We start from the raw sequence: 20,208 nt of genomic DNA, 5'->3' as shown, positions 1-20,208 counted from the left end.
GTTACGACATCAAAGCGTCCTACTCTTGCGCGCTTGGGTACGCAGGTCGCTCAGGGTCGAGTCCCAGATGGCGGGTTGGCTGCGTTCTAGTGTCGCGCGTCTGAAGTTGTTTGACGGGTCGAGCGGGGGTCGGCGGTCTTGCTCCCGGCCGCTTGGGTGACAGCCATCCAGCCTTCTGACCGGGAGCTTGCGTGCAGCGGGCAACGTGGGCAGGATGAAGTTTAGTTCAGCATGCACTGTATTGTTCAGTGCATGCTGACTCTTGCCTCCCGCTTGGATGCCATGCAGCGCCTGGGCCGGGCGATGGCCGACCCCACTCGCTCTCGGATACTCCTGTCGCTGCTGGCGTGCCCAGCGCACCCGGCAGAACTCGCCAACGCTCTGGACCTGACGCGCTCGAACGTGTCCAACCACCTGGGGTGCCTGCGGGACTGCGGGATCGTGGTCGCCACCCACGAAGGCCGTCAGGCCCTCTACGAGATCGCTGACCCCCACCTTTCGCGTGCTCTCACCGAGCTGGTCGAGGTCAAGTTGGCCGTCGACGAGGACGCTCCCTGCCTCGACGTCACCTGCGAGGTGCCCGGCTGCCATGAAGAGAGCTCTAGGGCATGACGGTCACGGCACTGCTCCAAGCGATCGGGCTCTTCGTCGCGACCAACACCGACGACATCATCGTGCTCTCGCTCTTCTTCGCCCGCGGAGCTGGACGTCCGGGGACGACGGCGAAGATCCTGGCCGGGCAGTACCTCGGTTTCGTCGGGATCCTCGCCGCCGCACTGCTGGTGACCGTGGGGGCGGGGTGGGCGCTGCCAGAGGAGGCCATCCCCTACTTCGGGCTCGTCCCCCTCGCGCTGGGCCTCTGGGCCGCGTGGCAGGCCTACCGCGGCGAGGACGACGACGATGATGCCGCCGTGTCCGGCAAGAGCGTTGCAGTGGCGACCGTCGCCGGCGTCACCTTCGCCAACGGTGGGGACAACATCGGCGTCTACGTCCCGGTGTTCCTCAACATCAGCACTCCCGCTGTCATCACCTTCTGCATCGTGTTCCTCGTGCTCGTGGCGGTGCTGGTGGCCATGGCCCAGTTCATCGCCACGCGTCGACCCATCGCCGAGGTCCTCGAACGGTGGGAGCACATCCTCTTCCCCATCGTCCTGATCGGATTGGGCGTCGCGATCCTCGTCGGTGGCGGCGCGTTCGGCCTCTAGTGTCGCGCGCCTGAACTGGTTCGCCGTGTGGCGTGGGGCAGGATCTCCTCGGCGGTCTTGGTCCAGATGAATGGGTGGCAGCGCTCGTTCCAACCGTCGATGAAGGTGCTGATCGCTGCGACGAGTTGCTTGACGCTGTCGAAGGAGCCGCGGCGGATGGCCTGTCGGGTGATGATCCCGAAGAAGACCTCGACGAGGTTGAGCCAGGACCCGCTGGTCGGGGTGAAGTGCAGCGTGATCCGCGGGTGCTTGGCCAGCCACTGCTTGATGTCCTCGTGCTTGTGCGTGTGGTAATTGTCCAGGACCACGTGCAGTTCCCGGCGCGGGTAGGCCCTGGCGACCTTCTTGAGGAAGTCGAGGAACTCGGCCTTGCCGTGCCGGTCATAGCACTGATCGGTTACCGCACCGGTGGCCACCTCAAGAGCGGCGAACAGCGTGGTGGTGCCATTGCGCTTGTAGTCGTGGGTCCCCTTCTCCGGCAAGCCCGGTCGCAGCGGCAAGAGCGGGGCGGTCCGGTTCAAGGCCTGGATCTGGGACTTCTCATCCACGCACAGCACGACCGCCTTCTCCGGCGGGTTCAGGTACAGCCCGACCACGTCGCGGACCTTGGCCTCCAGCTCCGGGTCGGCGGAGAACTTGAACGTCTCCCGCCGCCACGGCTTGACCCCGTACTTGCGCCAGGCGCGGGCCACAGTGGCATCCCCGATCCCCAGGTGCTGGCCCAGTAGCCGCGAGGACCAATGCGTCACCCCGAGCCTGGCCGGTGGCGGCTCAAGCGTGGTGGCGATGATCCCGACATCATCGACGCGCTTCGGTCGGCCCGAACGCTCCTCGTCCTCCAGGCCAGCGAGCCCGTCGACGGCGAACCGGTCACGCCACTTGATCACCGTCGGACGCGAAACCCCGACCTGCCGAGCCACCGTAGAGGTGCCCGCCCCCGCCGCGACGGCCAGCACGATCCGCGCCCGCTGCGCACGTCCCGCCGGCAACGTGCGCGACCGTGTCCACGAGGTCAGGGTCGCACGATCCTCAGCGCTGATCTCCAGTACAGATGACGGCATACGCCATCATCCCATACTGTCAACGAATTAATGACGCGCGACACTAGACGCCGAAGGGCAGCACGTCCTGAGTTTCGGATACCTCAAGAGGGCGATCTCTCCGCGCGAGGCGCGCTTCGATCAGAGGAAGGTACGACGTTTCACGCTCGATGCTGATGCTTCGCCGCTTTTCGAGGAGCGCCGCCTCAGCGGTAGTACCCGATCCCGCGAACGGGTCCAGCACGATGCCATTCTCTGGAGTTACGAGGCGGATGAGGAAGCGCATCAGGTCGAGCGGCTTCACGGTTGGGTGGGCCACTCCGTCGACCTTCACTCGTTCGCTCTGGTTCGGCTTGGCCACGCGCAAGGCGGGATAGAGGGACCGCGACGATCGCGCGTCAAGCTCATGCAAGAGCAGATCCTCGACGATGGCGTTCGACGGCCACCGCCCCGCCCTGGTCCCGTCCGGCACGCGCGTTCCGTCGATGTCGAGCGCGCCTGTGCCGTGCTCAAGGACGTTAGCCAGCACTGTGCCGATGATCGGTTTCCGCACGAGGATGGCGGGTTCGTACACGGGCGTTAGCGTGGTGCTCTTTCCTCGGACCTGGTCCACGACTGACGGGCCCAGATCCTTCGCGACTCGGCCGAGGTCGCCCGTCTTGGGCCGTCCAGATCCGTGGATCCAAGCGATCGTATCGCGCACTTCGAAGCCCACGTCCTCCGCTGCAACGGTCAGCCGATGCCAGGTCCTCGTGCCTCCGAACGCAATCAAGTGCCCTCCCGGGCGGAGGGCACGGAAAGCCTCAGCCAGCCACACTGCGCACCATGCCTGGAAGGCGACGGGGTCGTTGTCTGCGTAACCGCGCGAGTGGGTCGCCTTCTCGTTCCAGTTCTGCGACTGCATGCCGAGCATCGACTGATCTGCACTTCCTCGGTCGATGGCGTACGGGGGATCCGTGACAACCGCGTCGATCGTTTCGGTACCGAAGGTCTTCATGATCTCGATGCACGACCCCGTCAAGACTTGGTGCCGCGGGGTGAGCCTGTTCTTCTTGGGTTCCATGCAGCGCCTTATCGGCGCATCAACGCTCGACCAGATCGCCATCTAGACGACGCGGTTCGGGTGGGGGTACCCGACCGCCAGGCTCACCTTGTCTAACGGATTGAACCCGACCCGACGTCTCCGCCGACGCGGCCTGCCCTCAACCGCGCTTACACACTCATGGGCTTCATACGTAACATGAGTGTATGCATACGACCGTCGACGCAGCCCGCCGCCTGACGGTCAGTCCCGCTCGCGTCCGGGCACTCATCCACTCGGGGCACCTCGAAGCAGTGCGCCTCGGGCGGGACTGGCTCATTGAGGAGCGAAGCCTTGCGGAGTTGGCCGCTCGGCCGCGACCGGCCACCCACCGGCCGTTCTCAGGACGGATCGCTTGGGCGACCGCGCAAGAGGCGGCGGGCGCGATCAGCCCGTGGGTCTCGAGTTCTGAACGGTCGCGCGTTCGGAGTCGACTCCGCGGCGAGTCGCCCACCGACGTGTGGCGGGCGCGCCTCGGTCACCGTGCGGCCTCCATACAGCGATTCAAGATCCATCCCACGAATCTGGCAGGTCTGCTGGAAGACAGCCGTGTCCACGAGACTGCGCTCGGTGGGAGGATCCCTTCACACCTCAACGTCGTCGGCGGGACTTCGCTTCTGTGGTGCGCCAGCGACGTGCTTGACGACCTCGTCCTGACCTACGGCCCACTTCGATCCTCAAGTCCGAATCTCGCTGTGCGATGTCTGCCTGCTGGCGTGCACCTCCAAGCGGGAGCACCTGTCCCGCCGCTGATCGCGGCTGCGGACTTGTGCGACGAGGGTGATGCTCGTTCAGTGAGGGCTGGGGAGCGACTTCTCACCCATGCGATCGAGTCCTTCAAGACATAGCGAGGAGGGCCCCCTTCCGCCAGCGCATGCGAGGCAGGTGGCGACCTGAGTCTGAGCAAACCCCGCTTGAGTTCGTGAGGTGCACCGGACGCGGCGCCTCTGGCCGGGTACTGTCGGATCAAGTTCTTTGTTGCGATCGCGCCCTACGAGTCAGGAGCGGACGGTGGAGACGAGCAGCGTCCCTTACGACGACCAGACCCCGGAGCAACAGGCCGTGACGCGTGCGCAATGGAACACTGAGATCGCCAGAACCCGCGCTTCGCTCAACTACGAAGAACTGTTTGCTGCTCGCGGCGAGGTGTACTCGGAGGCCACGCCGGACGGTCGACTACTGCGCCACCCGGCGGCCCCGCCTGAAGAGGCGGACAAGACTCGGTAGACGGTGGGCGCCTCTGAATCTTGGATCGAGCGCTCACACGGCTCCGCACGGCCCCTAAGACACCTTCAACCGATGTCCCGCGAAGCCTTCTCCGGTCGGCTGTCCGCGCTTTAATCCCTCCAGCGGTCTCAGATGGTGGAGCACCCTGACTGGGTACCTCCAGCCCACTCGAAGCTGCTGGACACTTGGCGTTGGCAAGAGCACTGTGCTGCGGATACTGCGTGACGCGGGGCGAGAGGGACGGCGCTTGACCTGACCGGGGAATTTGCAGCCGCCTGCCCTTCACGATCGCGCCCTCGTTGTTAGTTCAAGGAAAGCACGATCTCCTGATCCGGCTCCAAACTGAGGTCGGCAGGGTCGCCATCAAACTTCGCCCCGTTACTGGTGACGTCGACCTTGCTGCCCGGCTCTGCTTCGACGCCACCGATCTGCTCAGGCGACAGCGCCACTCCCCATTGGGTGAAGAGTTGTCCGAGAGTGAACTGTTCGCCAACCGAATCGGCTTCGATGTGGATGGTGCCGTCGCCGTCATGCGTGTGAAGAGCAGACATTGCACCGGTTGCGGGGTCGACGCCGATGTTCGGCGAGACCGAGACTTCTTCGCCGTCGATGATGATGCGCAGGCTCGGGTGATAGTGCTCGGCCGTGCCCATGGGTCCTAGATCAAGGCCAGCAGCTTTCGCGTGAGCCAGGACATCAGCCGGGGTTTGCCAAGGCGGCTTCGACGTGGCGTCTGGTGTTGGCAAGACGACGACATTGCGTGCGTCCGACGGTGCCTGTCCCTGGTCGGTGGCGCAACCAGTTAGGCCCGCAATTGCAGCGAGCGTGACGATCGTTGAGGAGCGAAGGTTCATGAGCGACTTCTTCCACGTGATGAAGGACAAGCAGATGGACAAGCACCGCGCTGCATCAGCGCGGTGCGTTGGCGCCCCCGCCCATCGAGAAGCGGGGGCGCCGACTCCCGCAACTACTTGAGGAGCGCTTCCATCTGCTTGATCTCGGCCTGCTGCGTCGACTCGATGGTCTTGGCCAGAGCGATGGCGTCCGGGTTCTCTCCGTCGGCAATCTCAGTCTTCGCCATGCCCAGCGCACCTGAGTGGTGCTCGATCATCATCGAGAGGAACGCCTGGTCGAACGCGTCACCTGACTTCGACTCAAGGTCCGCCATCTCGGAGTCGGACATCATCCCCTCCATGTCGTGACCGCTGTGGTCCATCCCGCCCATCGAGGATCCATCGGACGAGGCATTCCAATCCTTCAGCCAACCCTGCATGGTGGCGATCTCTGGTCCCTGGGCTGCTTCGATCTTGGAGGCCAGGGCCTTCACCTCCGACGATCCAGCGCGCGTTGCCGCGAGCTTGGACATTTCAACTGCCTGCTCGTGATGCGGGATCATCATCTGCGCGAACATGACATCCGTGTCGTTGAACTTCGCGGAGGTGCTGCTCGCGCTTGACGTGTCGGACGAGTTCGAGTTCGCCGAATGCCCGTCATGACCGGACGTATTGTTGATGGCGAGGTAGGCGCCAACTGCGACGACGACAACGATCGCGAACGCGACAATGGCGCCCTTGGTACTGATGGTCTTCATAATTCTTGAAACTCCTTGTGATTAATCTGGTAATAGAAGTTGAGCAAACCTCAACTTCTCACCGGCGATTCACACAGAGTTCCGTGACGAGATCTGGGGGTGGCGGATGACGACCTGTCACATCGCTGACTGCACCAGGCTCCAGGTCGATGCAGGGCACCAAGACGAATGATGACGCGGTCAGCGCAGGCGCAGTGTCGGGACCCGCGCCACCAGAGGCGGCTGGCGTGCTCGAGCACAGGTCACTGGAGTGCGCGCTTGCAGGGGATTTTGTCGGCTTGCCGCTCGGATCCTCGACATCGACCGCAGTGTCGTCATGACTGTGCTCCGACATCAGCGTGGGTGACGTCGGGGTCGGCATCCCCGACATCGCGCCAACACACGCTTGCGTCTGCCCGACTCCTCCGTGCATGACGACGAGGCCGAAAGCGACCACCAGGACGACCAGCCCACGCCGTGCAGCGAGAGCAGCACGAGAGACCACCGACGTCGAGACAGGTCTCATGACGACGCTCCTCCGATCTCGCGGCCAGACTGGTGTGCCTCCATGACAACGATGGGCACGCCACGCGAGTTCCCAGGAGACAGTGTCGATGATCTTTTGAAACGGAAATCCACTACTTCTATTATCTCATAATTCCCAGTTCCGATGAATATGCATTCTGTCATTGGCCCACAGGGTCGATGGTCAGGCGATTCCAGGCGGTCAGATAATCATCGCAACGTGTAGCCCGCAGCCCGGACCGCTGTTTCGATGCTTTGTCGCGAGGTGCCCTTATCCATCTGCACCTCGAGGCGACCGGTTGCAAGATCAACCGAGACCTCTCGGACCCCGTCCACCTGTCCGACGCTGTCACTCACCGAGCCCACGCAGTGGCCGCAGGTCATGCCTTCGACCTCGAAGACCTCCGGCGCGCGGGTCGTCAAAGACTCGACGCCGAGAACGACGTCACTCCTTGAGTCACCGCAGTTGCATGATGTGCACATCAGTCCACCTTCGTTGATTGATTCGAGTCTGGTTGTCGGGGCTGTCGCTCAAGCGGACCGCAGGAGGCGGGCCATGGCGTCGTTGACTTCCTTGAGCTTCGCCTTCATGTCGGAGCCGCCACCACGTGCTGCATCAGCGACGCAGTGCGCCATGTGCTCGTCGAGTAGCTCCAGCGCAACGGCTTGCCACGCTTTGGTCGCGGCAGACACTTGAGTGAGTACGTCGACGCAGTAGGTGTCTTCGTCCATCATCCGGCTGATGCCCTTCACCTGGCCTTCGATCCTGCGGAGTCGGCGCAGATGGCTGTCTTTTTCGATGGAGATACCCCGGAGCAGAGTCGGGCGCTCCATCCTGAGCGTGATCGTTCACGGTCATACCGACTTCCTTTCTCGATCATCGGTGTGCGCCAGGTCTTCCTGACTGATCTCCCTTGGGCGCAGATCGAGCCGGCGCAGCAGCTGCGCGTTGAGCGCCACCACGATGGTCGAAGCCGACATCAGGATCGCTCCCACCGACATCGGGAGGATGAAACCAATCGGGGCAAGGACACCAGCGGCCAGGGGAACGGCTGCCAAGTTGTAGCCCGCGCCCCACGCCAGGTTCTGCATGCTCTTTCGGTAGGTCGCACGGGACAGGTCGATGATCGAGAGCACCGAGCGAGGGTCGTCCGAAGCCAGGATGATCCCGGCAGAGGCAATCGCGACGTCGGTGCCCGCGCCGATGGCAACCCCGACATTCGCCTGAGCCAACGCGGGAGCGTCGTTGACACCGTCGCCAACCATGGCGACGAGCCGACCCTCCTCCTGCAGTTCCGCGACCTTGCTGGCCTTGTCCTCCGGCCGTACACCGGCAAAGACACGGTCAATGCCCAGAGCGGTTCCTACGGAGTGCGCTACAGCTTCGGCGTCTCCGGTGATCATGACGACCTGAACACCACGCTCGTGGAGCTGATCGATGGCAATCCGCGATTCGGCGCGGATCTCGTCAGCCAGGCTAACGGCACCAATGACCTCACCGTCGCGGAGCACGTGCAAGATGATCGATCCATCCCGCCGCCATTCGTCCGCGACCTCGAGCTCACTGCCACCGGCTTGCTGGAGAAGCGCTGGCCCACCCACCTGTACGCGGCGCCCGTCGATGAGCGCACTCACACCAACCGCAGGATGAGAAGAGAAGTCCGTGGCCGCAGGCACCGGCACGCCGCGCTCCTTGGCGGAACGCACGATGGCGCGAGCCAACGGATGCTCGGAGTCGGTTTCGGCTGCTGCCGCGAGCGCAAGCACGTCGTCGGCCGAGATGCCGCCGGAGGGCGCAGGCTCGATAGCAGTCACCGTCGGCTTGCCCTTCGTGAGTGTGCCCGTCTTGTCGAAGAGCACAGTGTCGACCCGTCGCATCTGCTCCATGGCCACGCGGTCCTTCACAAGGACTCCCGCGCGGGCGGCTCGCTCAGTCGAGATGGAGATGACCAGCGGGATCGCCAATCCGAGTGCGTGCGGACACGCGATGACCAAGACCGTGATGGTGCGGATGACCGCGTCTTCGGGCAGGCCGAAGATCGACCAGACCACTGCCGTGATGATGGCTGCACCGAGGGCGTACCAGAACAGCCAGCCAGCGGCGCGGTCAGCGAGTCGCTGCGTGCGCGACGCAGATGCCTGAGCGTCAGCCACCAACTTCTGAATTCCCGCGAGCGTGGTTTCGTCGCCCGTCGCCGTCACTTCGATACGCAGTCCCGAGTCGGTTGCCACAGTGCCGGCAACGACCTGCTCGCCGACCTCCCGGCGAACGGGTCGAGACTCGCCCGTGATCATTGATTCGTCCATCGAGGCAGAGCCATCGACGATCCTGCCGTCAGCCGACACGCGGCCGCCCGGTCGGACGATCACGACGTCGCCTACTGCGAGAGAACTGGGCGCGACAACCGAGACCGATCCGTCCTTCTCGACACGTTCCGCCTCATCCGGCAGAAGTGCCGCCAGCGAGTCGAGCGCTGAGCTCGTCTGGGCGAGTGAACGCATCTCGATCCAGTGGCCAAGAAGCATGATCGAGACCAGGAGCGCGAGCTCCCACCAGAAGTCCAGGTGGTGCGGAAGGAGGCCCAGGGTCGATCCCCAGGAAGCCACGAAGGCAACCGTGAGCGCGAGGGCAACCAGCAACATCATGCCGGGTTGGCGGCTCTTCGCTTCTTGCCATCCGCCAATCAGGAACGGTCGGCCTGCCCATGCGTAGAGCGCCGTTCCGAGGATCGGCGAGATCCACTCGAGACCCGGGATATCCGGAAGCGAGTAGCCGACCAGGTCCGCAAACATCGAAGAGAGCAGGACGGTCGGAACTGCAAGCAGCAGCGACCACGAGAACAGTCGCCGGAACATCGCAACGTGCCCCTCGTGCCCGCCGTGTCCATGGTGGCCGTGGTAGCCGTGGTCATCTCCGTGGGCATGCTGCCCGGCACTCGGGTCCTGTGTTTCGTGATGGTGATGTTCGTGGTGCTGCATATCCAGTTCCTCCGCTCGCGTGGTACCCCTGGGGGGTATAGGCCACTGTACAGGTACCCCCCAGGGGTATCAGAAGCATGATGACTTCACCTGTGCTGCAGCAGTCGCTTAGCGTGTGAGCGAGGCCAGAAGGGTGGCGTTCAAGACTCTTGGCGCTTCCGCGGAAGACAGCCGCTGCGCCGCGATCTCCGCGGCTGCCGCTTGGAGCAAGGCGTGCATGGCGGCGACTTGCCAATTGGCGGGGAGGTCCACGCGAAAGACTCCCTCGCTTCTCCCCCGCTCAATCAGATTGACTACACGGTCCTCCAGCGGTGCGTGCAGCGCTCGGATGCGATCGGGTGCAAGTTCCTTCTGAGCGACTTCGAGGAGGGCGCGAGACTCGTCGAGCAGTTCCCAGCTCGCGGAGACCAGACTGGCGAAGGCCGTCACCACGTCGCCGTCGAGATCGAGTGCGGCCAGCACGTCGTTGCCGCGACGGAGCACGTCCGAGAGTGCCGCATCGACGAGTTCAGCGCGTGACGTGAAGTGCCCGTAGACCGTGGCCCGGCCAACTCCGGCCGCAGTAGCGACATCGTTCATGGACGCCTCCGGCCGCAGGCGGAACGTCTGGACGGCGGCATCCACGATGGTCGACCGGTTGCGGATGGCGTCTGATCGCGGTCCGCGGCGCGCGCCCTTGTTACGCACTACGCCCTGAACTGTCTGCCGCTGTGGTTGCACTGGAGGCATCTTGAGAACTCTTAACGTGGACGGGAATGTCTGAGTTAGTGTATCGGTTGAGCGATCTCGTACACCGAAGTCCAACTTAAGGAGGTGCGGTCATGACGACCGCGTCCAACACCACCCCTGCGGGCGATGTCGCAGGGAACCAGCCACATCCACGACGATGGCTGGCCCTCGGCATGCTGGGGCTCGCCCAGTTCATGCTCATCCTTGACGTGACTGTCGTCGCGATCGCGTTGCCCTTGATGGGCGCAGATCTCGACATGAGCCGCGAGGCGGTCACCTGGGTCGTCAGCATCTATACGCTGACCTTCGGCGGACTCATGCTTCTTGGCGGACGTCTCGCTGACATCATCGGCCCGCGCACTCTCGTCTACACCGGACTGACCATCTTTACGCTGGCCTCGCTGTCCGCTGGCGTGGCGCAGGACGGCGCCATGATGCTCAGCAGTCGAGTCGGCCAGGGAATCGGCGCAGCGCTCCTGTCGCCTGCCGCACTCTCCGTCGTCGTGCGACTGTTCGAAGGCGAGGAGCGCAACCGCGCCCTAGGTATCTGGTCCGCGCTGGGCGGCGCCGGTGCAGCCGTCGGCGTCCTCGTCGGCGGAGTGCTCTCCGCGGGGCCGGGATGGCCCTGGGTGTTCTTCGTGAACGTCCCTGCCGGCGTGCTCGTTTTTGCGATCCTGCTGCGGGCCCTGCCGGACATGCCGCCGGTCAGGACACCCGGTGCGAGTGCTCGTCCCGACGTCCTGGGTGCGTTGCTCGTCACGGGTGCTACCGGAACGCTGATCTACGCGACGATCGACGCGGGCGAGGCCGGATGGCTGCAGCCGCGGACTCTCTCACTCTTCGCCGTGTCCATCGTCCTCTACGCGGCATTCGGCGCCTGGCAGCGCGTCGCCCGTTCGCCGCTGATGGATCTTGGTCTACTCACGCGACGTCCGGTGGGCTCTGGCACCTTCGTGATCGCCATCGCCACGGCGCTCATGGTGGCCGTGTTCTTCCTGGGCTCGTTCTACCTGCAGGACCGCGCCGATCTCGGACCGCTGGCGACAGGCCTGCTCTTCCTCCCCGTAGCTCTGGCCACGATGGCCGGTGCGCAGGTCGGCGGACGAGTCATCGGCCGCACAGGCGGGCGAGCGCTCGGCGTCGCTGGACTCCTCGTCGCGGCCGTCGGGCTCGCCATCCCCGCGGTCTTCGAAACGACCGTCGGGGTCGTTCTCGGTATCAGTCTGGGCGCAGCGGGCATCGGCACGTTGTTCGTGGTGGCATCCGCGACTGCTCTGGGGATGATCGAGCCGCACGAGGCCGGGATCGCCTCTGGCATCATCTCGACCTTCCACGAGTTCGGCGCATCACTCGGCGCTGCCGTGGTGTCGAGCGTCGCGGCAGCCAGCCTCACCGGCGAGACCGGATCCGGCTTCGCGTCCGCATTCGGCGTCGCTGCGGCCGGGGCCGTGATCTCCGCATTTGTGGCCGGACTGGCACTGCCAAGTCGAAAGTAGCCAGACGGGGGTGCGTGGTCGCCGTATTCGCAGGCGGCCACGCACCTCGTACCAAGTGCGGGGCGGACCGCTATCGAGCCCTCACCGCCAACCCTCGACATGCCCGTGACCGTGCGAACCGGAGCCATCATGAAGTCGCAAGCAAGCAGCCAGCTCAGCAGTGAAGGTCCACTCCGCATCCTGCTGAACGGTCACACGCCTACGGGCGACGACCTCCAGCACCCGGCCCTGATCAACTACGGGCACTTCACCTCGATGCAGGTTCGCTCAGGCAGAGTTCGCGGCCTCCACCTGCATCTCGAGCGCATCCAGAGGTCGCACCGGGAGTTGTTCGGCCACGGGATCGACCTGGACCACGCTCGCGACCTGATGCGCTTCGCCGTAGAAGAAATGCCTGACTCCTACCTACGCGCGATGTTCTTCGAGCAGCACCCCGGTCGACTCTCCGTCATGACAGCTCAACGACCGCCGGTTGCCGCCAACACTGAACCGGTCTCTCTGCTACCGGTCGAGTACCAGCGCCCTGTCGCGCACATCAAGCACGTCGGGACTTTCTGCAAGATCTTCCACTCCGTCCAGGCCGAACGCGCAGGCTACGACGACGCACTCCACATCAGCGTCGATGGCTTCGTCTCCGAGACCACAGGCGCGAACATCGGCTTCTACGACGGCACCCAGGTGGTGTGGCCCACGCAGCCCTCGCTCCCCGGCGTGACCTGGCATCTTCTCGAGACGGCTCTGAGTACCAACGGGACACCTTCGGTGAGGGAGCCGGTCGACGTTCGGGACCTCGGCAGTTTCGCCGCCGCCTTTCTCACCAACTCGATGGGGGTGGCACCCATCGGCGAGATCGGAACCGTGCCTATGGGCGATCCCACCCACACCATCGCCAAGCTCCGCTCGATCTACGACCAGATCCCTTGGGACGAGATCTGACCTCGGCGGATAGGGCCGGCCGCTGGATCGCCCCGCCCCTCACGAATGGCATCCGCCCGATCCCCGTCCACTTCAGAACTTCAACCGCGTTGAGTACGGAGCAGAGGCGCGAGAGAGCCTCCGACTACATCAGGAGGCGTCGACAGGCGGGGAGATGACGTCGAGCAGCGCCTGTGGCCTGACGGTGGGTTCTGATCTCGTCAGAGCCGAGAACTATCGCGGTCGCGCTCGCGCTTGTGGGCGGCCTCCACCGCGTCTTGAAGGGTTCTCAAGTCTGAGCGATGGTGTTGCTCGATCGCGTCCAACCACACGAGGCGCCTTGCTTCGATGAGAGGTTCGAGGGCGTTCGCCAGGCCTTCTTGCATCTCGATTCGAAGTGCTTGCACGGGTGTCGTTGGGAGTTCGTTGGGGGGCCGATTGTCCTTCCAGAGCGCGATCAGTTGTTCGATGGCATGGGCGACCATGGCGTCCAGGGCTTCCATCTCTTGGCGATCGAAACGGCGACCAGCATCGGTGGCCCGAAGTCTCTTGCGGGAGTTGGAGAGTTGGACTCTTCGTGCACTGCACTGAGGACAGAAGTCTTGCCGGTGGTGGAGGTGTCGGCCGAGTCGCGTGTCGCAGGTGGCGCACCAGCGAGCCCCGTCCGGCGCCGTCCGCCGGGTGGGAGGAGGCTCGACTTGCCATATGGGGGCGGCAGGGTCCTTCGGTTTTCGGGGCGTCATTGGCCGGGCCCGTCGCTGAGTTCAGGATTCGTCTGAGCTGATCTCACAGCTCAAACCTTGCTTCACAAACGCTATACGTATCGATAGCGATAGACAAAGCGTTTCGGAGCGCCTGGGTCGACCGAGATCACCAACATGAGCAGTCAGTCCCGGCCCTACGCACCGCCACGCAGGCACAGGCCGGCCAGCCGTGTCGATCTACAACGATGCGCACGGCGCAAGGATTGGGTGGGCCGCGGTCCATCGCCTCACACACCCAAGTGCGGCCGAGCCGAACGAGACGACCGGGGGCGAGCCGAGTCCTTGCGGCCCACCCCCGATGGAGTTGATCAGGCTCCCAGACCATCCCTGGCTCTAGCCAGCCAGGTCGAGGGCAAGCCCGGCCAGGCCTGCCACTCCGACGATCTGCGTCCGAATAGAGGTATCGGCACGCTTGCCCAACTCCTCAAGCCGCAGTGGCATGAGCTCCTCGGCGGCAGCCGGCCGTCTCCACGAGCCGTGACGGAGCGCTACGACCTCGCGAACCGACGGACCGAAGGCCCATCTCTGCTCAAGGTCAGCGGAACATTGCGTCGGTTTGGCTCGATGCCGCTGCGTCACGCCGGTCTTGACGGCGCCGCGCCCCGCGTCCACGCTAAGCGTATTCGCTTAGCACGAGGGGAGAGAAGGAGGCCGCCAACACGCCGTTAGGAAACAAGAAGGAGAGCGACCCGGCCAGGTCGCCCTCCCTCCATAGGCGTCTCACAACGCCGCTCAAGAAACCCAGATCTAGCCAATCGGAGAAGTCCTGATGCACAAAATCGTTACACCCTGCCCTGACAGGGTCAAGCTGCGGCGGACGGTCGCGGACGTCGCTCAAGGAGCCGCCCCCCGGACGGCGGCGCCTCCACCCTGCACCGCCCTACCCGTGAAAACGCCCGCTTCTGCACAACGAGAGCACCGACCGTCCAGTCAACCGGTCGCTCCGGACCTCCAAGACACCGCGGACCGCTCTCGTACTCCTGAGGAAGACCACTCACCTCGCCCGCAGGAATGCTGCACTCCCGTGGAAGTCGTAGTGGCCGATCTCGTGGCTTTCGCCACCACCTACGTGGACTGTCTCCTGCCGGTGCAGACGCTCACGTGGGCTGGGCGCTCGTTCGGAAGGTTCTGCGCACGCTCGCAAGGATCCTTCGACCCGTCCAGGGACCTCACCCTGCCTGCACCGCGGCAGTTCGAACGGTCCCTCCCGCCCGAGGACGCCCCGGTCCTCGTCGCGGCAGTGACGTGGCTGGCCCAGGCGTTCTGGGCAGCGAACCTTCCAACCAAGTCCACCAACGCCTCCGCCGAGTGGGAGCGGGCGCGATGACCCGCAAGGCCATCAAGACACGCTCTTCCGAAGCAGAAGCGATCCGGCTACACGAGGACTTCGGCAACACCGCCAGTCCGCCAAGCCGTACGGCGGGTGCGGCGGAACTTCGACGCACTCAGCCGGATCGGACACGCCTGCTGATGCTGTACAAGCCCCGCACTGATCATCCAGATCAGTACAGCGTCGTTCGTCAGGTCTGCGACCTGACCTTGAGAGTGCCCTTCTCGTCGCTCGAGACCGACCGCAAGTTGATGAGCGTCGGTTGTCGGTACGGCCTGTACTGCATCACGGTTCACGGAGAGTTCGTTCCGGATCGTCACCTCACAAGCCCTCACATCGCGAAGTGGCTCAACTCCGTGAGTGACGACAAGCGCACGACCGCGAACTACAAGTCCAAGCTCAACATCCTGCGCCTGGGCCGACGACCGGAGATCCACACGCCCCGCATCGCACCGAGCGAGCCGTACGAGGCTTCGGAATGGAGAGTTTACGACCGGTTCGCGCGCTCAGGCATCTCTGCAGACGCGACGGCGATGATCGTCTTGGCCGGCATGTTGGGGCTGCGGCCGGGGGAGGTCGCCGGAGCGACGGCGGACCGGATCTGCGTTCAGGAAAACCGGGTTTGGATGACGGTCCCCGACCGCGATGGTGTTCTCCGGATGGTGCCAGGGTTCGGGTTCGCTGCGGAGTGGTTGTTGGCTCAGAAGAACTCGGGTGCGGCTTATCTGGTCCGTCCGAACCTCAAGAAGCGCTCCCAAGTTCCCTCCGTAGTCCGCAAACGAGTCGCCAAGACCATGCCGGAGTTCGAGAACTTCTCGATCGACCGAGCACGGCACACGTGGCTCGGGCACCTTCTGCGCTCACGGATCCCCCTCACTGCGGTCTATGCCGTGGCCGGCCTGACCCCTGGCTCGACGCTGCCGAGCGACCTCATGAAGTACTTCGTGGCTCCGGACGACGACGAGATCTGGGCGTGCATGCAGCGTTCCGCCCGAACCTCCCCCCTCGGCCGCTGAGCGACCCCTCAGCGCCCGATCCGATGTGCCGTCCATACGGCGCAACACGACCCGGAACACTGAACGAAAGGACTGGCCCCATGGCCCCTCGCGCTCCACACCGCGCCTTCAAGACGACCGACGAAAGAGTCGGCCGAGCCGAGCGTTGGATCGACCTCTCGGGCATCCTCGACCACCTGGCTCCCGCCGAACGTGGACTCAGAGCTGGTGCCGGCAGGCCCGTCCAACTCGTCCAGTACTCGATCAGGGCCCTGCTGATCGTGATGGCCGAGATCGCACTCGACGGACGTCCCCTCACGTGGGCCGAGATCACTCTGACCATCTGGTGTCGCTACTCCGACAAGATCCTGCGCAGACTGGGTCTCGAAGGCATCCGCGATGCTAGAACGCTCGAACAGATCCAACGCGCCGCGAGACCCGGCGCCACCGCGGCCGACATCGCCAACGGTCGGAGGGCCGAAGCGCGTGCGCGTCGTCGGATCATCGACGCGTGGGAGCAGGCGACGGTCCCGATCAACGACAACGTCGCCCCCGCCAACCGCCGCATCACCAACCGCGAGCTGAAGGCTGCACGCGCGAGCACCGACGTAAGCGCTCAACGAGCCGCTCGCATCCAGGCCTTCAACCTGCTCATCCAGGGCAGCGTCTATGCCGGCAACGAGTGGTTCAACTCGCGCCGATCCGACGAGCACGCGGCACTGGATCCAAAGGACATCGCGAAAGGCATCATGAGCGGTTGGCGCGGAGACCTCGCCATCGACGAGACCGACGTCGACTACTCCATCGCCACTCTCGGCAGGGGCAACGACCTCACGAGCGACGACGCCTACCACCCGATCGCGGAGATGGCGGAGTTCTTCCGAAAGCCGGGGTCGCGGCTGCAGTGGCCCAACGCGATCGGCCTGACCTTCGCGATCGCGGTGGCCCGCCCGGAGTCTCGGCGCGTTCCCACCATCGCGCTGGCCGGGTCCATCGACCAACCGTCCGCCGGAAGCGCGACCGGCGCCATGGCCGTCATCGATGCGATCGACGACGCAGACCTCAGTCCCGCCCTCGCATCGAATGCCCACCAGTACGTCGTTGTAGATCAGGCGTACCCACACCGGAAGACGTGGGCACGCGACATCGCCGACCGAAACCGCTCCCAAGTCGTGCGCTATGGCAAGACCACGGCTCGCGTCCACGGCCTTCGCGCCTGCTCCGACAAGAACGGCACAGTTGCTGCGCACCTGTTCAACGGCGTCCCTGTGTGCCCGGGGTTCCCCGGCCTCGCCCTGCGGCGCGCCAACCTCGACGTGCCTCTCGTCGCGGACGTGGGCGGCGACCGCCACACGTGGGGGAAGCGCCTCCACGCACATGCGGAGCTCCTCGCGCAGATCCTCCCGTTCGTCATGCCGCGGCACGGACGTCCCGTCCACGTGCCTGACCACGGTCCGGGACGACCCCCTGCGGGCGCATCACCCCGACCGGACATCACGAGGATGAAGGTCGTGTGCCCCGCCGTCGCGGGTCAGGTGCGCTGCCCTCTCGTGCCGCAATCGATGGAGGCTGATCCAACCGTCGTGCCTCCTGTCGAGAACCCGCCGCTCGAGGCAGACCGTCCGGCGACCTGTCAGAGTTCCTACACGCGGCTTCGACTCGACTACTCCCAGTTCCGGCACTACCAGCCCATCATGGCCGGCGACTACCGACACGAGGACTTCTACACGTCGGCCAGATCTCGCAACGAAGGGTTCCACGCGGCACTACTCCACGGGACCGCTGGGCACCTCGCGCGAGGAGACGTCAAGCCCTGGAAGAACGCGTTCGTCACCATCGCCTACGCACTCGCCGTCGGAGCCACCAACCTTCACATCATCGAACAGTGGAACGACGTGCTTGCCAGCAACGGCGGCAAGGCTCCGCTGGAAACCCACGACCGAAACCAACGTCGACGCAAGACTGCCGTCGCCGAGTACCTGGCAAACAAGCGACGCTCGCGGTCCCACTGACCCGAAGCGACACCGCGAACGCCCGCCGATCCATCGATCGGTGGGCGTTCGGCGTCTCGACACCGAAAACCCGTTAGCGTTCCGGGAGCAAATCCGAGTTCTGGACCTCTCACGGCCTCGAAGTTCTCAGGGCCCGAACGGGCCCGAGTTAGCCCGAGTCCCTTGAGGCGCCATGTCGTGGCTCCCGCGCCGTCGCCTCACCCAACCCGGAGCTCAGAGGAACCCGTTAGCGTTCAGACCGTAAACCCGGTAACGCCTGCGCTTCCAGGGTTCTCTGAACTGCAAAAATCAACTACCCACCTCCACGGTCCATCTTCCCGGACTGGCCCTCTCTTGTGGCACCACGAGCGCTGCGGCACGCGCTTCAGACGATCGCGTTCTGCTGGTAGAGCTTGGTCAGCGTGGTGCCGGGACTGTGCTCGACGACGTCGCCGTCCCCGATCCCGGCCCGGCGCATCCACGCGCAGCAGGCCCGCCGCTGCACGGGTGAGGCCAGCTGGCGGACGAGCAGCTCGCGGTACTCCGTGCTGGGCGTCGGCCCGGCGGTTCCGGTCCGGATCAGCCTCGGGTGATGTTGTGGTTCACCCGAAGCACGTTCATGGGGTCGTAGGCCTCCTTGGCCGCGCACAGCGCCTCCCAGTCGGCGTCGTCGTAGGCACGTCGGACCCGACGACGTGTCTGGTCCTTGCTGAACAGGAAGCCGGGCAGCGCCTTCTCGGGCAGCCACGGCGCCAGCGCGTCGAGCACGGAGCGCTGCGCGGCGAAGACCTCCTCGCGACGGTCCTCGAACGCCGGGTTGGTCACGAACAGCTGGTAGCCGCCGCGGGCGTGGCTGGCCGTCGACACCGAGACGGTCGAGGCGAGCACGCCACCCAGCTGGCGCAGCTCGACCCCGCCGAACGGGAGCGTCGCGTGCTGCCCGGCCACGGACACGAGCGCCTCGACCGCGTCGTCGGGAAGCTCGTCGAGCACCCTGGTCTCGATCCACGCCGGGGTGGCCCGCGGCGGGTCGAGGTAGACCTGGCCGATCTGGTCGTAGGGCATCGGCCCGACGGTGTCGGCCTCCACCGTCAGGGCGCGCAGCGGCTTCAGGAGTGCGTCGGCCGCGTCGAGGGACCCGACATAGGCCACCCGGACCTGGACGAAGTAGCGGTTGCGCTTCTCCGGCGGCGTCTGCGGCAGGTCGGGGAAGCGGAGCACGACGAGCGAGGAGCTCATCTCCTGCGGCAGGTCTCGGCTCCATGCAGCCCACGTGCGGATGGCCTCGTCGACGTCCTCCTCCCCGAACGTGATGGTGCCGCCGACGAAGGACTCGAGCACCGGGGTGGCGATCTCGGCCGACACGATCACCCCGGCGTTGCCCCGGCCTCCGAGCGAGGCGGCGAACAGGTCGGGCCGCTGGGTCGGCGAGCAGACGTGGAGCTCGCCGTCGACCGTCGCCACCTCCAGCGACCGGACCGTGTCGGCCGCCAGTCCGTGGCTGCGGGCGAGCACGGGCAGCCCCCCACCGGAGAGGTAGCCCGCGACGCCGACGTCGGGCGAGGAGCCGCAGAGCGCGACCCGCCCGGCGGCGACGACGGTCGGCAGGACGTCGCGCCAGCGGACTCCCGCGCCGACGACGACCGTGTAGGGTCTCAGCTCGACGTCGTCGAGCCCGGACAGGTCGAGCAGGATCGAGCGGCCCAGCTCCACCGAGGCGCCGTGGCCGGTGGCCTGGACGGCCACGGGCCAGCCCTGCTCGTCGGCCACGCGGAGCGCCGCGGCCACCTGGCCCCCGGTCCGAGGACGCACGACGAGGGCCGGCGGGACGTCGAGGGTCAGGTTCCACCCGCGCCAGTCCTCGTCGGTCTGCGGCACGAAGGCCGCGACGGGCTCCGGCAGTGCCGCGAGCGCCGCGAGCGTGCTGTCGAGATCCGCGCGCAGGTACCCCGGGCCCGGCTCGACGACGTGCCACGGCGCGACCCCCGGTCCTGTCCGCGACGCGACGAAGTCGGTCGTCGTCGAGGCGACCGTCCGGCCGGCGACCTGGACCTCGGCCGTGCCGCTGCCCCGGTACGTCTCGCCGTCGATCACCGCGTCGACGGCGATGTGCACCTGGACCGGGTGCTCCCGGTCGAAGAGGGTCTCGACGAGCGTGTACGAGAACCCTTCGGCTCGCGACGTCCACGCGCCGTGGCCCTCGCTCGCCGGGGTCCGCAGGGCCACGGTGCCGTCGCCGGCGAACGACAGGAGGAACGCGTCCTCACGACCGTCGTGCGGCGCGACACCCTTCCAGGTGCCGACGGGGGTCTTCTCGATCGGGTCCATCGGTGGGTCTCCTTGTCTGGCCGGTGCGGCCGG

The 20,208-nt window shown here is 65.5% G+C and carries 18 protein-coding genes; 8 read left to right on the top strand and 10 right to left on the bottom strand.

From position 1 onward, the window contains the following. Positions 1 to 252 precede the first annotated feature (252 nt). Positions 253 to 612 carry a Cd(II)/Pb(II)-sensing metalloregulatory transcriptional regulator CmtR gene (gene cmtR / locus A6Q81_RS06750; RefSeq protein WP_286689938.1) on the top strand — a complete coding sequence of 120 codons (360 nt, stop codon included), beginning with the start codon at positions 253 to 255 and terminating at the stop codon, positions 610 to 612. After that, positions 609 to 1,205: a cadmium resistance transporter gene (locus A6Q81_RS06745; RefSeq protein ID WP_286689937.1), complete on the top strand. Its 597-nt coding sequence runs from the start codon at positions 609 to 611 to the stop codon at positions 1,203 to 1,205. The genes cmtR and A6Q81_RS06745 overlap by 4 nt, the downstream gene beginning before the upstream one ends. Here A6Q81_RS06745 and A6Q81_RS06740 read toward each other — a convergent pair. Beyond that, positions 1,202 to 2,266, bottom strand: coding sequence for an IS630 family transposase (locus tag A6Q81_RS06740; protein WP_286689936.1), 1,065 nt, complete (start codon positions 2,264 to 2,266; stop codon positions 1,202 to 1,204). The two genes, A6Q81_RS06745 and A6Q81_RS06740, sit on opposite strands and share 4 nt — an antisense overlap. A gap of 43 nt (positions 2,267 to 2,309) precedes the next feature. Beyond that, positions 2,310 to 3,308, bottom strand: a complete 999-nt coding sequence (locus A6Q81_RS06735) for a DNA-methyltransferase (RefSeq protein WP_286689935.1) — start codon at positions 3,306 to 3,308, stop codon at positions 2,310 to 2,312. 185 nt (positions 3,309 to 3,493) lie between these two features. On the opposite strand from A6Q81_RS06735, the gene A6Q81_RS17200 reads away from it, so the two are divergent. Both A6Q81_RS17200 and A6Q81_RS06730 read left to right on the top strand, forming a co-directional pair. Further along, positions 3,494 to 4,174, top strand: coding sequence for a helix-turn-helix domain-containing protein (locus A6Q81_RS17200; RefSeq protein WP_353681411.1), 681 nt, complete (start codon positions 3,494 to 3,496; stop codon positions 4,172 to 4,174). Between the two features lie 163 nt (positions 4,175 to 4,337). Beyond that, a complete protein-coding gene (locus A6Q81_RS06730) occupies positions 4,338 to 4,553 on the top strand; it encodes a hypothetical protein (protein WP_286689934.1) in 216 nt (71 codons plus the stop codon). 302 nt (positions 4,554 to 4,855) lie between these two features. Here the strand turns inward: A6Q81_RS06730 and A6Q81_RS06725 are convergent, their stop codons facing one another. The 6 genes from A6Q81_RS06725 to A6Q81_RS06700 all read right to left on the bottom strand — a co-directional run bounded on the left by A6Q81_RS06725 (position 4,856) and on the right by A6Q81_RS06700 (position 10,314). Beyond that, positions 4,856 to 5,407 carry a hypothetical protein gene (locus A6Q81_RS06725; protein WP_286689933.1) on the bottom strand — a complete coding sequence of 184 codons (552 nt, stop codon included), beginning with the start codon at positions 5,405 to 5,407 and terminating at the stop codon, positions 4,856 to 4,858. Positions 5,408 to 5,520: 113 nt separating this feature from the next. Continuing rightward, positions 5,521 to 6,144, bottom strand: a complete 624-nt coding sequence (locus A6Q81_RS06720; protein WP_286689932.1) for a DUF305 domain-containing protein — start codon at positions 6,142 to 6,144, stop codon at positions 5,521 to 5,523. A 714-nt stretch (positions 6,145 to 6,858) separates the two neighbouring features. Next, on the bottom strand, positions 6,859 to 7,131 hold the full coding sequence (locus A6Q81_RS06715) for a heavy-metal-associated domain-containing protein (protein ID WP_286689931.1): 273 nt from the start codon (positions 7,129 to 7,131) through the stop codon (positions 6,859 to 6,861). A gap of 48 nt (positions 7,132 to 7,179) precedes the next feature. Next, entirely contained in the window at positions 7,180 to 7,482 is a 303-nt protein-coding gene (locus A6Q81_RS06710) for a metal-sensitive transcriptional regulator (RefSeq protein WP_286689930.1), read from the bottom strand. A gap of 21 nt (positions 7,483 to 7,503) precedes the next feature. After that, the gene (locus A6Q81_RS06705) at positions 7,504 to 9,627 is read right to left on the bottom strand and encodes a heavy metal translocating P-type ATPase (RefSeq protein ID WP_286689929.1); all 2,124 of its coding nucleotides are present in this window, start codon (positions 9,625 to 9,627) and stop codon (positions 7,504 to 7,506) included. 108 nt (positions 9,628 to 9,735) lie between these two features. After that, positions 9,736 to 10,314 (bottom strand): TetR/AcrR family transcriptional regulator, encoded by a 579-nt coding sequence (locus A6Q81_RS06700; protein ID WP_286689928.1) that lies wholly within the window; start codon positions 10,312 to 10,314, stop codon positions 9,736 to 9,738. Between the two features lie 134 nt (positions 10,315 to 10,448). Between A6Q81_RS06700 and A6Q81_RS06695 the strand changes: the two genes are divergently transcribed. Then, positions 10,449 to 11,852, top strand: coding sequence for an MFS transporter (locus A6Q81_RS06695; RefSeq protein ID WP_286689927.1), 1,404 nt, complete (start codon positions 10,449 to 10,451; stop codon positions 11,850 to 11,852). 105 nt (positions 11,853 to 11,957) lie between these two features. Next, positions 11,958 to 12,788: an aminotransferase class IV gene (locus A6Q81_RS06690; protein ID WP_286689926.1), complete on the top strand. Its 831-nt coding sequence runs from the start codon at positions 11,958 to 11,960 to the stop codon at positions 12,786 to 12,788. Positions 12,789 to 12,988: 200 nt separating this feature from the next. Here A6Q81_RS06690 and A6Q81_RS06685 read toward each other — a convergent pair whose 3' ends face one another. Further along, positions 12,989 to 13,270, bottom strand: a complete 282-nt coding sequence (locus A6Q81_RS06685) for a hypothetical protein (RefSeq protein WP_286689925.1) — start codon at positions 13,268 to 13,270, stop codon at positions 12,989 to 12,991. A gap of 1,584 nt (positions 13,271 to 14,854) precedes the next feature. Between A6Q81_RS06685 and A6Q81_RS06680 the strand changes: the two genes are divergently transcribed. Beyond that, on the top strand, positions 14,855 to 15,877 hold the full coding sequence (locus A6Q81_RS06680; protein ID WP_286689924.1) for a site-specific integrase: 1,023 nt from the start codon (positions 14,855 to 14,857) through the stop codon (positions 15,875 to 15,877). Between the two features lie 80 nt (positions 15,878 to 15,957). After that, positions 15,958 to 17,868 (top strand): hypothetical protein, encoded by a 1,911-nt coding sequence (locus A6Q81_RS06675; RefSeq protein WP_286689923.1) that lies wholly within the window; start codon positions 15,958 to 15,960, stop codon positions 17,866 to 17,868. Positions 17,869 to 18,426: 558 nt separating this feature from the next. On the opposite strand, the gene A6Q81_RS06670 is transcribed toward A6Q81_RS06675, so the two are convergent. Further along, complete coding sequence (locus tag A6Q81_RS06670) at positions 18,427 to 20,175, bottom strand: FAD-binding oxidoreductase (protein WP_286689922.1); 1,749 nt, start codon at positions 20,173 to 20,175, stop codon at positions 18,427 to 18,429. Positions 20,176 to 20,208: the final 33 nt, after the last annotated feature.

Source organism: Aeromicrobium sp. REDSEA-S38_B2 (assembly GCF_001628525.1).
In the GTDB taxonomy this organism is placed as follows: domain Bacteria; phylum Actinomycetota; class Actinomycetes; order Propionibacteriales; family Nocardioidaceae; genus Aeromicrobium; species Aeromicrobium erythreum.
The sequence above is the reverse complement of the archived record's forward strand: the minus strand, read 5'-3'. Positions and strand labels throughout refer to the sequence as shown.